The sequence below is a fragment of the Corynebacterium pseudokroppenstedtii genome, assembly GCF_019754945.1.
Lineage (GTDB): Bacteria > Actinomycetota > Actinomycetes > Mycobacteriales > Mycobacteriaceae > Corynebacterium > Corynebacterium pseudokroppenstedtii.
In genome coordinates, this window is record NZ_JAEUWU010000001.1 from 312647 (window position 1) to 327536 (window position 14890).

General features: G+C 56.8%; 15 protein-coding genes. 12 read left to right on the forward strand and 3 right to left on the reverse strand.

Annotated features, from left to right (window positions below):
• Positions 1-22 precede the first annotated feature (22 nt).
• The 5 genes from JMN36_RS01305 to JMN36_RS01325 all read left to right on the forward strand — a co-directional run bounded on the left by JMN36_RS01305 (position 23) and on the right by JMN36_RS01325 (position 5096).
• On the forward strand, positions 23-328 hold the full coding sequence (locus JMN36_RS01305) for a DUF2469 domain-containing protein (RefSeq protein WP_012731807.1): 306 nt from the start codon (positions 23-25) through the stop codon (positions 326-328).
• Positions 329-612: 284 nt separating this feature from the next.
• The gene (locus tag JMN36_RS01310; protein ID WP_204087112.1) at positions 613-1077 is read left to right on the forward strand and encodes a YraN family protein; all 465 of its coding nucleotides are present in this window, start codon (positions 613-615) and stop codon (positions 1075-1077) included.
• Positions 1074-2750 (forward strand): YifB family Mg chelatase-like AAA ATPase, encoded by a 1677-nt coding sequence (locus JMN36_RS01315; protein WP_204087111.1) that lies wholly within the window; start codon positions 1074-1076, stop codon positions 2748-2750. Before JMN36_RS01310 ends, JMN36_RS01315 begins: the two co-directional genes overlap by 4 nt.
• Positions 2722-4047, forward strand: coding sequence for a DNA-processing protein DprA (dprA, locus tag JMN36_RS01320; RefSeq protein ID WP_221923705.1), 1326 nt, complete (start codon positions 2722-2724; stop codon positions 4045-4047). Before JMN36_RS01315 ends, dprA begins: the two co-directional genes overlap by 29 nt.
• A 65-nt stretch (positions 4048-4112) precedes the next feature.
• Complete coding sequence (locus JMN36_RS01325) at positions 4113-5096, forward strand: tyrosine recombinase XerC (protein ID WP_204087109.1); 984 nt, start codon at positions 4113-4115, stop codon at positions 5094-5096.
• A gap of 103 nt (positions 5097-5199) precedes the next feature.
• On the opposite strand, the gene JMN36_RS01330 is transcribed toward JMN36_RS01325, so the two are convergent.
• Positions 5200-5700, reverse strand: coding sequence for a M23 family metallopeptidase (locus tag JMN36_RS01330; RefSeq protein ID WP_204087108.1), 501 nt, complete (start codon positions 5698-5700; stop codon positions 5200-5202).
• Between the two features lie 866 nt (positions 5701-6566).
• Between JMN36_RS01330 and rpsB the strand changes: the two genes are divergently transcribed.
• The 5 genes from rpsB (at position 6567) to JMN36_RS01355 (ending at position 10927) form a co-directional block, all read left to right on the forward strand.
• Entirely contained in the window at positions 6567-7427 is an 861-nt protein-coding gene (rpsB, locus tag JMN36_RS01335; RefSeq protein ID WP_204087107.1) for a 30S ribosomal protein S2, read from the forward strand.
• A gap of 33 nt (positions 7428-7460) precedes the next feature.
• Positions 7461-8288 carry a translation elongation factor Ts gene (gene tsf / locus JMN36_RS01340; protein WP_204087106.1) on the forward strand — a complete coding sequence of 276 codons (828 nt, stop codon included), beginning with the start codon at positions 7461-7463 and terminating at the stop codon, positions 8286-8288.
• A gap of 303 nt (positions 8289-8591) precedes the next feature.
• Positions 8592-9356: a UMP kinase gene (pyrH, locus tag JMN36_RS01345; RefSeq protein ID WP_012731799.1), complete on the forward strand. Its 765-nt coding sequence runs from the start codon at positions 8592-8594 to the stop codon at positions 9354-9356.
• Between the two features lie 101 nt (positions 9357-9457).
• The gene (gene frr, locus JMN36_RS01350; RefSeq protein ID WP_012731798.1) at positions 9458-10015 is read left to right on the forward strand and encodes a ribosome recycling factor; all 558 of its coding nucleotides are present in this window, start codon (positions 9458-9460) and stop codon (positions 10013-10015) included.
• Positions 10016-10048: 33 nt separating this feature from the next.
• A complete protein-coding gene (locus JMN36_RS01355; protein ID WP_204087105.1) occupies positions 10049-10927 on the forward strand; it encodes a phosphatidate cytidylyltransferase in 879 nt (292 codons plus the stop codon).
• 20 nt (positions 10928-10947) lie between these two features.
• Here the strand turns inward: JMN36_RS01355 and JMN36_RS01360 are convergent, their stop codons facing one another.
• The gene (locus tag JMN36_RS01360) at positions 10948-11517 is read right to left on the reverse strand and encodes a LapA family protein (protein ID WP_236881804.1); all 570 of its coding nucleotides are present in this window, start codon (positions 11515-11517) and stop codon (positions 10948-10950) included.
• A 115-nt stretch (positions 11518-11632) separates the two neighbouring features.
• On the opposite strand from JMN36_RS01360, the gene rlmN reads away from it, so the two are divergent.
• Positions 11633-12817, forward strand: coding sequence for a dual-specificity RNA methyltransferase RlmN (gene rlmN / locus JMN36_RS01365; protein WP_236881803.1), 1185 nt, complete (start codon positions 11633-11635; stop codon positions 12815-12817).
• 66 nt (positions 12818-12883) lie between these two features.
• Here rlmN and JMN36_RS01370 read toward each other — a convergent pair whose 3' ends face one another.
• Positions 12884-13306 (reverse strand): DUF2631 domain-containing protein, encoded by a 423-nt coding sequence (locus tag JMN36_RS01370; RefSeq protein WP_204087104.1) that lies wholly within the window; start codon positions 13304-13306, stop codon positions 12884-12886.
• Between the two features lie 267 nt (positions 13307-13573).
• Between JMN36_RS01370 and JMN36_RS01375 the strand changes: the two genes are divergently transcribed.
• Complete coding sequence (locus tag JMN36_RS01375) at positions 13574-14860, forward strand: M50 family metallopeptidase (protein ID WP_221923706.1); 1287 nt, start codon at positions 13574-13576, stop codon at positions 14858-14860.
• The last annotated feature ends 30 nt before the right edge of the window (positions 14861-14890 follow it).

Here is a 14890-nt window from a genome sequence, read left to right on the forward strand (position 1 = left end):
TGCTGTGGAGGATTGAGTTTCAGTGAGTGCTGAGGATCTTGAAAATTTCGAGGCCGACGTTGAATTATCCATGTATCGCGAATACCGCGACGTGGTAAGCCAGTTTTCGTATGTCGTAGAAACGGAACGTCGGTTTTATTTAGCTAATGCGGTGGAGCTCATACCTAATAATTCGAACGGTGAAGTCTATTTCGAAGTTCGGATGTCGGATGCCTGGGTGTGGGACATGTACCGGCCTGCTCGTTTTGTTAAGTACGTGCGAGTTATCACCTTTAAAGATGTCAATATCGAGGAGCTAGATAAGCCTGATATTCAGCTTCCGGATTAGGTCGATTCGCGCTAGCGAGAATTGAGAGGGTGCCTTCAGAGTGCTTTCGTCCGAGCCCTTTTTGGAGTTTTTTAGTGCTCTTGTGCCCACGTGCTCAGAGCACACATAGGGGCAGTAGCATGTTGTGTGCTCTACATAGTGTGCTTGTCACCTAGTTATCCCCAGGCCGGAAGTTATCCCCAGCGACGCATGGTGTTCACGCCGAATGCCGACGTCGTTGGGGATTTTTTATGAGAAGCTATCGCCCACACGGATATGACTGACATCAGTAGTAGGGGGTCGCGGTGGGGACTGACGATAGTACACAGACACAACTTTGTCTTGACGACGATTACGTGCCGGCGTTTGTGGGGAGTTGTTCCACTCAGCTTTTAGGCCGGTGGGGCGAAGATTGCGCAGCGGAATGGCTTGTCCGACAAGGTTTCGCCATCGTCGACAGGAACTGGCGCTTTCGCGGTGGCGAGTTGGACATCGTCGCCACGATGAACAGCAGCGTGGGCAACTCACCGACGGTATGCGCCGTCGTCGAGGTCAAAACGCGTCGAACCCAGTTTTTCGGTGGAGGAGTTGAGGCCATAACGCGGAAGAAGCAGCAGACTCTTCGGCGGGGAATGAGCCAGTGGCTTACCGCCCGTCCCGACATCCATCCGCAGTTCATTCGTATCGATTTGATCGACATTGCGGTTCATTCCCCTAGCGACGGTATGCCGTGGCGTTGTTCGCTCGAGCACTTTGAAGAGGTGGCATGATGACCGTCGGCCGGACCTACTCTGTGGCCCTTCAAGGAGTATCCGGAATTCCTATCTCTATTGAAGCGGATTCTGGTCCGGGCTTACCCGGAATGAACGTCGTCGGTTTGGGGGATACAGCGGTATCGGAGGCGCGCGACCGCATCCGATCAGCGGCGAGAAACTCCGGTCTCGAGTGGCCAAAAACGAAGATCGTGGTCAGTCTCTCGCCTGCGTCGCTACCGAAAAACGGATCCGGCTATGACCTTGCTCTGGTGATCGCGGTTTTAGCCTCGAATGCCAACAGGTCTGCGAATGGATTGGGTGGCTCGAAGACACGTGACCGAGATATAAAAGCCCGGCTTGATTCGACGGTTTTTATCGGAGAACTGGGACTGAACGGTGATGTCCGTTCTGTTGCCGGCGTCCTTCCTGCTGTTATCGCAGCGCGTGACCAGGGAATGACGGCCGCCGTTGTTCCCGGCGCGAACGCAAAGGAAGCCTCCTTGGTTGTGGGTATTTCGGTGTGGGCCGTGACCTCATTGCGCGCGGCATGGGCGTGGGTATGCACGGGACAACCGATGACGAGTGATCAATCGGCCTTGATTTCAGAAGCTGTGCAGCACGCGTGTATTCGCTGTGAGCATCACCGCGTATCATCTGCGACCGATCGAGACGACGAGACGCTGGACATGTCGGAAGTCTTCGGCCAAGAACTAGCCCGGCGCGGTATCGAAATCGCGGCCGCCGGTGGCCACCACATGCTTCTCATCGGCCCACCTGGGTCGGGGAAATCAATGTTGGCCGCGCGTGTGCCCACAATCCTTCCGCCTTTAAGTGAACAAGAATGCCTTGAAGTGACGGCGATTCATTCGTTGTCGTCAGAAATGATGACCGACGTGGTCACTCGGCCTCCGTTTGTGGATCCGCATTATTCGATCTCGGTCGCTGGCCTTATTGGTGGGGGTTCGGGGCGTCCGCGGCCAGGCGCGATCAGTCGGGCGCATCACGGTGTGTTGTTTCTCGACGAGGTAGGGGAGATGAAAGCTCGCGTCCTCGACGCTTTGCGCACGCCACTTGAGCAGGGCTATGTGCGGATTTCGCGCAATCGTTTTTCCGTCGTGTATCCATCGAGTTTTCAGCTGATTATGGCCGCGAATCCATGTCCCTGTGGTGCAGCAACGCCTCAGGAATGTCGGTGTACAGGTCGCGTTCGCTCGACATATTTGTCCGGATTATCGGGCCCACTCTTGGACAGAATTGATCTTGCTGTGACGACGGCACCGAAGGGATTCATGGTGTCGTCGATATGTCGTGGTGAATCGTCAGAATCGATACGACGGCGAGTATGTCAGGCCCACATGCATGCTCGGCGACGATGGGAGTCCGCCGGTTTAGGGCCGATCACGAACTCTCGCGTCCCAGGAAAATGGATCCGCGAGTGGTTAAGCACCGTCCCGATGGTGGCCAGCTATGTCGACTATTTACTCCGTACGGATGCGGTGACTCAGCGAGGGGTTGACCGGCTGTGTCGGGTGGCGTTCACCATTGCGGATCTTGAGGCAGGGGCGTCTGGCACCGGTGACGAGGGTTCATCGGGGATAGACACGGTGGTCGGGCTTTCTCACGTGACCCTCGACCATTTTGATGAAGCACAGTCTCTACATGAGGGGGTTGACAACATTGGGCGATAACGGTACCTGTTACGCAGGTCAGGCAGATGACTATGGGAGCGGACGAGCGATTGAGGGGAGAGGACCGAGTAACGGAGCGCCTTCTTTGGTTCATTCGGCCATTTTTAAGGGCACGCCAGATTTCACGGCGCGGCATCAAGCGTGGGCTTATCTCAATCGCGTGGTAGAGGGGCCGAATGCGCATCTTTTGGCTCTGATTTGGGAAAGCGGCGAATCGGATCCGGTTTCCGCCGCTGTACGGATCATTCATCGTGATCCGAGTCTTCCGCCCAAGGTGTTAAGTGCCACCGAGTCGCGATATGAATGGTTCCAACCGCTGGCAGACCTTCATTCGGCAGCCTCTGTCGGAGCGCGTTTCGTTACACCCGATGACGACGCGTGGCCGGGTCCAATACTTGCCGAATCTTTTCATGTTTCCCGCATTGCAGATGGGGCGAAATCTCATCACGATGATGCGATCCCGCCACATGGGTTATGGGTGAAAGGTGGGAATGCTCGGGCCTTGACGGAGAAAGCGATCACCGTTGTCGGCACACGTGCTGCCACACGGTACGGGAATGCGGTCGCTGCAGATATCGGCGCTGAATGCGCCACTCACGGGTGGACAGTGGTCTCGGGAGGCGCCTTCGGTATCGACATTAGCGCGCACCGTGCAGCCCTCCGTGTCGGTCATTCCACTGTTGCCATCGTGGCTCACGGCATTGACGTCACCTATCCCGCAGCCCATAGAACTGAGTTCAACGACATCGCTCGCGAAGGAGCGGTGATCACGGAGTATCCCCCGGGCACGCGTCCGGCTCGGCATCGATTCCTGACCAGGAACCGCCTATCAGCGGCCTTGGGGCAAGGGGTTGTGGTTATCGAGGCAGGTTATCGCTCTGGTGCGCTCAATACCGTGAGCTGGGCCGAAACGATGAGCAAGCAGGTTTTCGCAGTACCCGGAGCAGTGACGTCGCGATCATCTCACGGCTGTCACCGACTCATCCGTGAAGGCCGTGCCGAGTTGATTGAAAGCGGGGCAGACCTTATCGAATCGCTGAGCCCCTTGGGAACAGTGGATAGCGATGCCCAGCTGGAAATGGATTATCCCGCGACGGACGTCCAGCGGCTTGATCGACCGTCATTACGCGTTTTTGACGCAGTAAGTGGTAAGAGATCTGACGCAGCCGCCATCGCCGCGTCGTCCGGTCTGCCCTTGGTTCAGACCATGACGATCTTGTGTGAACTCAGAGACAAGGGACTAATTAGCCGGACCGGAAATCTCTGGAAACGCGATACGGCCGCAACCTCGGTGTAATCGCCTACTCGGTGTGATCACATGTCCCGGGTGGAGTCGCGTCTCGGCACCTATACTCGATGCACATGGCCGGAACACCGAATTCAACCGATACTGGTTCCAGTGAAGACCGGAATGATGCCGCGTCGAACAGAAAACCCGCCGTATCGGCGCAGTGGGACGGCATTATCGAGGACTATCTGGACTTCCTCACGTTTACCAAGGGTCGCAGTGAGAACACGGTCAAGGCTTATCGCAACGATCTTCACTCGCTTGTCGACGGGCTTACGACGGTCGATCAACTCACCTTGCACCACATTCGACGCTGGCAGGCGGATGCTTTGCGCGCCGGGCATGCGCGGTCGAGCCTTTCGCGTCGCGCCTCTGCAGTGAGGAATTTTGGCCGATGGCTTGAGCACCGAGGAATTGTTCGGAGCGATCCAGCATCCCGTTTGTCGTCGCCACGTCCGGATAAAACGCTTCCGCGTGTCTTAGCTGCTGATCAAACCGCAGAGATACTTCACAACTTGGAAGTCGGTGCGGAAGAAGAGGACCCCATTGCTCTTCGCGACCTCGCCATGGTCGAGTTCATGTACGGCACTGGGGTGCGAGTATCCGAACTGTGTCGGCTCAACATTGGCGACCTAGATTTCGCGAGACAGACGGTTACCATTCTGGGGAAAGGCAATAAACAACGTGTTGTTCCCTTCGGTGCGTCTGCTGCGCGAGCACTGAAGCGGTGGATGGATACTGGACGCCCCACGATCGCTGCGCACGGGCATCATAACGACGCCGATCAGGCTGTTTTCCTAGGGAAACGGGGCGGTCGCATCGACCCGCGGCAAGTCAGAACGGTTGTTCATCAAGCGACCTCGACCGTATCGGGCGGGGATGTTTCTCCACACACTCTCAGGCACAGCGCGGCAACGGACGTTCTTGAGGGTGGAGCGGATCTCCGGGTTGTCCAAGAAATGCTGGGACATGCCTCGCTAGCAACGACGCAGATTTACACCCATGTTGATTCAGAGCGCTTGAAAGCGGTGTTTAACCAAGCCCACCCGCGGGCGTGACCGGACGTTGTCAGGCCGGCCGTCGCGTGGCCGTACATTGCCTGTCGGAACGTCGTTTGCACCGCACAGGTCGCGTCGAGACTGATTCTGGTGTTGGCCTCGCTCATTGAGGCTTCAACCTCACTTCTGATCGGCCAAGGAGAGTTAGAGGGTCGACGTAACTCTCGCCGATTTTTGCTCCCCAACCAAGCCCTGGGCCGTGAGTCGCTTCATTCTCGTTGGCAAGAACACCAATAATGTCACCCCTGCGGACAATGTCGCCACGGGAGCGTCGAGAAATTACGGGGTCATACGTGGTCCGGATACCGTCTGCGTGCTGGATCGATACCACCGGCCGGCCACCAACCTGCCCAGCGAATGCAATGGTCCCCGACATAGACGCTCGAATAGGTGTGCCAGGAGCGGCTTCAAGATCAACACCGCGATGGCCCGACAACCAGGGCTCTGGTGGAGCTTTGAAGGGAAGAATCACCTTTGATGCCACGGGTAGTCGATGTCGGTGGATATGGTGGTGCGCTGTGAGTGGGGCGCGGTCGAGCGATGTCTCGTCGGTAGTACCCTCCGCATGAGCTACAGTCGTGTGGCGCGTGCTTGCTGATGCCATCAAAACAGGGCTATGAGCAGGACAAAGACTGAACGCCGTGACCCACAGAATGGTTACCACCGTGAACGACACGGTCAGCGAACTGCGTGTACGAATCTTGGAAACAAATGGTGTTGACAAAGCCATGACATAAGAGTCCACTTATTCACACAAATCGGGGTGTGATCGACCGCCGGTCACCACTCATTCTGTGGATAACTGGAGGCCTGTGGATAACCCAGAATCGAGGAGCGACGACTTAACTGTTCCCGTTCGATTCTCATTCGAGTCGCGCCAGAGTGCGTCGGTTTTTAGGACTTGGGGAAAAGCGTTCTAAGCAGTACAATTAGCCGTTGCAATGTGCCTACGTGGGCCGCGTAGAGCTAATAACGGACACCGTGGCGGTGAGCTTAGAGTCTCACAGCCGCATGACACCGTTGACGCCTCGACGTGGTTTCGCCGTATGACCATTGACTTCGCGTGACCATCACGCCCACTTCTTTAACGCGTTAAAGCCGTTAAAGCCTTATTTTTGTCTACGTGGCAGCAGCTACGTCGGCGAAAGCCAAGGACTTGTTCCGCGTTAAAAATGAGGGGTGAGGGAGAGAATGTGGTCTCGGGAATCGCAGTATCGCCGGTAGGGAAGCAGTTTTCCTGCTTTCTGGCGTTGTTGTGATTCGCGAGTATTCGAACCCGATGGCACCAGGGTGTGGAGGAAACCCACACAACCACGTCAGCTGGTCAAGCTGACATGTAAGAAATAACCACTACGTCCGAGCAGAAAGCGAGGAGGGAAGCCGGACCGCTGTGTTCCGCGCCGGGAATCGGTACAAACCACCTGGCACAACGAGCACCTAAGCGCCCCCAATGTGCTTCCCAATAAATATATGGCTGTTGTAACCATGCGTCAGCTCCTTGACGCCGGTGTCCACTTTGGCCACCAGACCCGTCGTTGGAATCCGAAGATGAAGCGCTACATCATCACGGAACGCAACGGCATCTACATCATTGATCTTCAGCAGACACTGACCTACATCGATTCTGCCTACGAGTTCGTTAAAGAGACTGTTGCTCATGGCGGCAACATCCTCTTCGTCGGTACCAAGAAGCAGGCCCAGGAAGCAGTTGCAACCGAGGCCGAGCGCGTTGGTATGCCGTACGTCAACCACCGCTGGTTGGGCGGCATGCTCACCAACTTCCAAACCGTCCACAAGCGCCTGGGTCGTCTGAAGGAACTTCAGGCCATGGACGCAGCGGAGAACGGCTACGAAGGTCGCACCAAGAAGGAAGTCTTGATGCTGACCCGCGAGCGTCAGAAGCTCGAGCGCGTTCTTGGCGGTATCTCCGACATGAACAAGGTTCCGTCTGCGATCTGGATCGTCGACACCAACAAGGAACACATCGCCGTCTCCGAGGCTCAAAAGCTGAACATCCCGGTCGTGGCCATTCTGGACACGAACTGCGATCCCGACGTCGTTGACTACCCGATTCCGGGTAACGACGACGCTATCCGTTCGGCTGCGCTGCTGACTGGCGTCATCGCCTCCGCTGTTGAGGACGGCAAAAAGGCTCGCGCCGAGCGCGCCCAGGCTGAGGCTAAGGCTGCTGCCGGCGACAACGATGCGACTGTTTCTTCCGAAGGTGAGAGCGCAGAAGCGGCATCCGACGCTGCTTCCACGGCATCTGAGACGACGGCGACCTCCAGTGATGAGTCCGCAGCCGAATCCTCTGAAGCTGAGTCAAAGTAAGACCCGTTTTCACATACTGAAGGAGAATCGCTGATGGCGAATTACACTGCAGCTGATGTCAAGAAGCTCCGTGAGATCACCGGTGCCGGCATGATGTCCTGTAAGAAAGCTTTAGAGGAGGCTGACGGCGACTTCGACAAGGCCGTAGAATTCCTCCGCATCAAGGGTGCGAAAGACGTCGGTAAGCGTGCAGAGCGCACCGCTGCCGAAGGGCTCATCGCCGTGTCCGGCAACACCATGATCGAGGTCAACTCCGAGACCGACTTCGTTGCTAAGAACGCCGAGTTCAAAGAATTCGCGGACAAGGTTGCGAAGGCCGCGGATGAGGCCAAGGCTAACTCGCCCGAGGACCTGGCTGCTGTCAACGTCGACGGCACCCCGGCAGAAGAAGCCTTGCAGGCTTTCTCAGCCAAGATCGGTGAGAAGCTGGCTCTTCGTCGCGCTACCACCATCGACGGCGACAACGTTGCTGTTTACCTGCACCACCGTTCCGCAGACCTCCCGCCGGCAGTCGGCGTGATGGTCGCCTACGAAGGTGAAGGCGACGCAGCGAAAGAAGCAGCTCACAACGCTGCCATGCAGGTTGCCGCGTTGAAGGCAAAGTACCTGAAGCGCGAGGACGTCCCGTCCGACATCGTCGAGAAAGAGCGTTCCATTGCAGAGGCAACCTCTCGTGAGGAAGGCAAGCCCGAAAAAGCCCTTCCGAAGATCGTCGAAGGCCGTCTCAACGGCTTCTTCAAGGACGTTGTACTTCTGGAGCAGCCTTCCGTCGCTGATCACAAGAAGACTGTTAAGCAGTTGATGGATGAGGCTGGCGTCACCTTGACCGGCTTCCGCCGCTACGAAGTTGGCCAGCAGTAATCTGCTGAGCCTCACCTAGTGAGCGAAACTACCTCGGTTTCTTTTCCTTGCAAGGGGGAGAGGGATCGAGGTTTTTGCTTTCTGCCGGCAGAAATGATGCCCAAATAGTGGGCGAGCGGCGGGATCCTCATCTCCTCCCACTACCTCCAGGTGTCAAGTTGTGTTCTTGTCCAGAGAGCCAGGTAGGATGTCACGAGGAAAACCGAACAGGTTACCCACTGGCCCCTTCGCTGTCTACGGCAGCGTTCACGTTGGTCGGTTCAGGTAGGGTCGCACACTCAACTTCATGAGGAGACATCCAGAATGGCGCAGAATGACGCCCCCAATTCACCTGCTCACGGTCCTCATCGATCACCATATAAGAGGGTCATGCTGAAGCTGGGCGGTGAAATGTTCGGCGGCGGCAAAGTCGGAGTTGACCCCGACGTCGTCGACAATGTTGCTCGTCAGATCGCCGAAGTCGCCCGCAACGGAGTTGAAATTTGTGTGGTCATCGGGGGTGGCAACTTCTTCCGCGGAGCGCAGCTGTCCCAGCGGGGAATGGATCGATCGCGTTCCGACTACATGGGCATGCTCGGCACCGTGATGAATTGCCTCGCCCTCCAGGACTTCCTCGAAAAGCAGGGCGTCGAGACCCGCGTTCAGACAGCGATCAACATGGCGCAAGTCGCGGAACCCTATCTTCCACTCCGTGCGACCCGGCACCTCGAGAAAGGTCGCGTCGTCATTTTCGGTGCGGGCATGGGAATGCCTTACTTCTCAACGGATACCACCGCGGCCCAGAGAGCGCTGGAGATCGGTTGTGAAGTCCTGTTGATGGCGAAGGCCGTCGACGGAGTGTACGACGACGACCCCCGTAAAAACCCTGACGCCACCATGTACACGGAAGTCACTCCGCGTGAATGCCTTGACAAGAAACTGAAGGTGGCCGACGCCACGGCCTTCAGCCTATGCATGGACAACAACATGCCGATCCTCGTCTTCAATCTGCTCGTTGAAGGAAATATCGCGAGGGCGGTCAATGGCGAAAACATCGGCACGCTGGTCCGTTCGTCTGATAATGATTAATACAGCCATCGTTTGCTAGACGACATGGCCAATGAGGCGAGGGCATGAGGCCCGCGTGCCCATGCGTCGCGCTTATTACAACACACTGCGAGGTACACACCATGATTGATGACACGCTGCTAGAGAGCGAAGAACGTATGACCCAGTCGGTGGAATACGCTCGTGAAGACCTCACGACGATTCGCACCGGCCGCGCGAACCCGTCGATGTTTAACGGAGTTCAAGCCGAGTATTACGGAGTGATGACGCCGATTACGCAGATGGCCACAATCAGCGTCCCAGAACCACGAATGCTGCTGATCAAGCCATACGAGCCCAGCATCATGAACGCCATCGAAAACGCTATCCGCAATTCGGACTTGGGCGTCAACCCGACCAACGACGGTCAAGTTCTGCGCGTCACCGTGCCGCAGCTGACCGAGGAGCGTCGTAAAGAGATGGTCCGGCTCGCTAAGAGCAAGGGGGAGGACGCGCGCATCGCGATCCGTAACATTCGCCGGAAGGGAATGGACGAGCTCAAGCGCATCCAAAAAGACGGCGAAGCCGGTGAAGATGAGGTCCAGGCCGCGGAGAAGGAACTGGACAAGACCACCCACGAGTACGTGTCCCAGGTGGACAAGCTCATCGAGGCTAAAGAAAAAGAATTAATGGAAGTCTAGGGTGGCTTACAACAGAAAGCTCAGGGATAGCTGATGAAGGTAAGTGAGCGCGGTTCCGACGGCAGTTCTCTGCCGCGCCCACGCAACAAGGCGGGGCGTAACGTCCCCGTCGCCATCATTGTTGGTGTTCTACTTGGGTCCTTAATCATCGGATGCCTCATTATTCCGCACGCGTGGTACCCGCTGTTAGCTGTCATCATTCCGCTAGCAACCCTTGAGGTGTCCCGTCGCCTCAAGGAGCATGAGTACGACGTCCCGGTCCTGACCATGCTGGCTGGTGGGCAGCTGATACTGTGGTTGTCGTTGCCGTGGGGGGCTAGGGGCATGCTGATGGGCTATATCGTGTCTGTTGGCGCGATCATGATCACCCGGCTATTTCACCGTGGAACCCACCACGCACCGACGAATTACCTTCGCGACATGTCAGTGGCGGTCTTTGTTCTCACGTGGATTTCGCTGTGCGGAACGGCCGCTGCACATCTCACCTTGTTTAACGAGGGAAGTCTTCGGGGATGGGCCGTCATTGCGACGTTCATCTTGTGCGTTGTTGCCAACGATGTGGGTGGTTTTACAGCCGGTGTGTTCTTCGGTAAGCACCCGCTTGCACCGGCCGTCAGCCCTAAGAAATCGTGGGAAGGATTCGTAGGCTCCCTCGTATTTGCGGCCATTGTTGGGGTCATAACCACCTGGCTGTTGCTTCACCGAGCCCCCTGGGAAGGCATCGTGGTCGGCCTATTTCTTGCCTGTGCCGCCACGCTCGGGGATCTCGTTGAGTCCCAATTCAAACGAGATCTGGGAATTAAAGATATGGGCACGCTTCTTCCCGAGCATGGTGGGCTCATGGACCGGTTGGATAGTCTGCTCCCGGCAGCGGCGATGACATGGATCATCGCGACTGTTCTCCAAATGTGACCAGTCCCGGTCGTGTTGTCTTATTTTCTCTGTTGGTGGATCTGTCGCCGTAACTGAAACATCCGAACCGATCCAACAGAGAGCATAATGACAGCTCCAATAATCGCGGCGAGGAGGAACCCAACGCCCGCGGGGAACGAGACTGTCCAGAAAAAGACTGTCAACGTGACAGATTCCATGTTCTGGATAATGAAAATAAGAAGAAGCACTAACAGAGCAATTCCGACACTCAGCGCCACCCACGTGCTTCCGGCAACGGAGCCCTGAACGTCAGTCTTATTCTTCATCGGACCAGCATTGGTGTCGGTTCCCTCCCGATTCACACGACGACGCTCGGTACGCGGCTCATCATCGGAGGAACTAGCAGGGGAGGAGCTACCCGTGGCCCGCTCAGCGTGCTGCGCATCCTGGTTCTGTGCAGCTTCTTCATTCTGTTGGCGCTCGGCCTTCTTCCGCTCACCTTCAGGGGTTGGTCTAACGACGCTCGGTGTGCGTGCCTCGGTGTCGCTTTTTCCGTCCATGCGTGGGCGACCCACCGCATTATCGGCCCGAGTCGATTTGTTGTCCTTAGATTTTGGTGATGTACTCATTGCTCCGTAACAATACCTCAACATCCACCAGCACGTCGGCTCGCAGACATTCCGTCGCGGTCACCGTTGGACTGTGATTGGATTATCCTCTCGCATCGTAGGCAGAATATAAGTAATGACGGAAACACATACAGAAACACACAACGACTTGGGTCTTAAGCCCGTCGAATCCCTCAATCGAGCTGATAACAAAGCCCAGCTGAAGTTCGCCGCTCCGCGTCGCGGAAAACCGCCAACACATTTTGCGGATCTGACGGTGGATGAGCAGAAGCAGGCCGTGAAGGACTTGGGGCTGCCGGCATTTCGCGCGAACCAATTGGCCCGTCACTATTACGGCCGATTTGAGGCATCCCCTGAGACCATGACGGACTTGCCGGCTGCCGCGCGTGAGCCGGTTCAGAAAGCTCTTTTCCCCGAGCTCATGACCGAGGTCCGCAATATTTCGTGCGATCAAGGCATGACCAGGAAGACATTGTGGAAACTGCACGATGGCACCTTGCTCGAGTCAGTTTTGATGCGCTACCCGGGCCGAGCCACCTTGTGTATTTCTTCCCAAGCAGGATGCGGCATGGCCTGCCCGTTCTGCGCAACCGGCCAAGGTGGGCTGCATCGCAACTTGTCGACGGGGGAGATCGTGGACCAAGTTCGTGCCGCCGCAGCTGCTATGAGCAGGGGTGACGTTGCTGGTGGCAAAGGTCGCCTGTCCAATGTCGTCTTTATGGGAATGGGCGAGCCGCTGGCGAACTATAAGCGCGTCGTCAGCGCTGTTCGGCAGATTACTGATCCGGCGCCACGGGGATTCGGTTTGTCTCAGCGCAACGTGACGGTGTCGTCGGTAGGGCTTGCGCCTGCAATACGACGGTTTGCCGACGAAGGCCTTTCGGTCACGCTAGCGGTATCGCTGCACACGCCTGATGATGAGCTCCGAGATAGCCTCGTCCCTGTGAACAATAGGTGGTCCGTGGAGGAGGTCTTGGATGCTGCTGCGTATTATGCGGATCGGTCTGGGCGTCGTGTTTCTATCGAGTACGCGCTCATCCGTGACGTCAATGACCAAGGGTGGCGTGCGGACCTTTTAGGTAAGAAGCTGAAAAAGGCGCTTCACTCTAAGGTCCATGTGAATGTGATTCCGTTGAACCCTACGCCGGGGTCTATTTGGGATGCGTCGACGAAGCAGCAGCAAGAAGAATTTGTCCGCCGGGTGAAAGCACAAGGTGTCGAGTGCACCGTTCGTGATACCCGCGGACAGGAAATTGCCGCAGCCTGCGGTCAGCTGGCTGCGGAAGAAAAGACTGCGTAAAGCTGGGCCAGAGGCCGGGGGACAGCGGCCAGGGGACAAAAGACCCAGCAACTAATCTCGTATCAGTTAGTTCCCCTGGACAGCGCGCTGACCCTTCACCTTCACCGTCGCCGGATCAATGTTGAAGGAACGCAACTGCGAGTCAGACAGATCAGAGTATGCTCCGCGAAGGTTGAGCTGGTCAGCAGCCCAGTCGCGCTCAACGTAATCCGCCGGCTTATTGCGAGCGGTGACAGTCCGAACCTGGTTCAGCTTAGGACGCAGAGCGATCAACAATGCTCCGATGAAGCACAGGGCAGCGCATGCGATGAGGAAAATATCTTCGACGTGCCCCTTGTGGTTACCGATAAGCATGAACAAGAGGAAAAGGCCACCAACGATGCCGGAGATAATGACCGGACGCCGGCCTAAATCATGCCAACCCCAGTATGCGGATGGCTCGTCCTTGGTTGATACGCCGTCGTACACTTTCTCATTCGTCTCAGACACGAGAACCTCTCCTCTATCTCTGCCGGAACAGTGACGATCCACGTCTGATGTATCTGTCCGGCGCCATTCCGCGGGACCAGTGGGGTATTTATTGTCGACGTTTCAGTCACACTGCTGTCGTTTACATTACCCCAAATGAATTCTCAGCCATAGTGAGGTAGCGCGTCGACCATGCCCAATACACCCTGTTGGTGGTGATTCTGTGAAAAGCGAGTGTGGTCTGCGCGTAGCAGCGTTCTCTCGAGGAACACGGTAGGGTTGGCCCTCATGAGTTTCATCGTGGGGCTTGTTTTATTTGCCTTGGGGATCGTTCTGACCATCGCGCTGCATGAATGTGGCCACATGGTTTCTGCACGCGCCTGCGGGATGCGCGTCCGTCGTTACTTTATTGGTTTTGGCCCGACGCTCTTTTCTTTCCGACGGAGAGAGAAGAAAACGTCGGCAGCGGCTGGGCGTCCCCTCATGACGGAATATGGCCTTAAAGCTGTTCCCTTTGGTGGATTTTGCGATATCGCCGGTATGACAGCGATCGATGAGGTCGCCCCAGAAGACGAGCCATTCTCCATGGTCAAACGGCCGGTGTGGCAGCGTCTCATCGTGTTGCTGGGGGGCATCATGATGAACCTGTTGATCGGCGTCATCGTGATGTATTTCGTGGCCGTCGCGTGGGGGCTTCCCAATCCGAACGTCGATTTGTCAGCAAAAGTTGGTTCTACGCAGTGTGTTCCGCAATCAGCATCCGCCAATAGTTCGTCCCAGGATACGTCGACGCCTGACTGTAGCGGTCCCGGGCCCGCCGGGAAGGCCGGAATCCGCCAGGGCGATACGATCGTCAAGGTCGACGGTCACGACACCCCGGACTTCACGACGATGGGCGATGTCGTCCAAAAGATCGGACGTGATCATGCGGGTGACAACCACGACCCCACAGTCCCCGTCGTTGTCGAGCGAAACGGTGAAACACGAACGGTTGATGTCACGATCCAGCGTGTCCAGCGGGAGACCACCCAGGGCAAGACGGTGACTGTTGGCGCTATCGGGATGACCTGGGAGCGCCCCACCAACATGTATTCGCACTACAACGCACTTTCAGCTATCCCAGGCTCCTTGCACTATTCCGGTTACATGATCGGCCAATCGGTTGTTGGCTTGGCCAAGCTGCCGACATCTGTTCCGGGAGTTATCCGGTCGATCGGCGGTGGTGAGCGCAGTGAGAGCTCGCCGATGAGCGTTGTCGGAGCTTCGGTGGCCGGTGGCGACTTGGTTAAACACGATGAGTGGTCGTCCTTCTTCCTCCTCCTGGCTAGCCTGAACTTTTTCCTTGCCTTGTTTAACCTCGTTCCCTTGCCGCCGCTCGATGGTGGGCACGTGGCCGTCACGATCTGGGAGAAGCTCCGTGACATGGTGCGACGGCTCCGTGGCTTATCGCCACTTGGTCCCGCCGATTACACCAAGTTAATGCCGCTGACCGTTGCCGTCTTTGTCCTCTTATTCGGTTTTGGTGCGTTGGTCATTGTGGCGGACGTTGTGAACCCCATCAGACTCTTCGGCTAAGACCCGGCGGAGGAACGTCGGCGGGTCGGA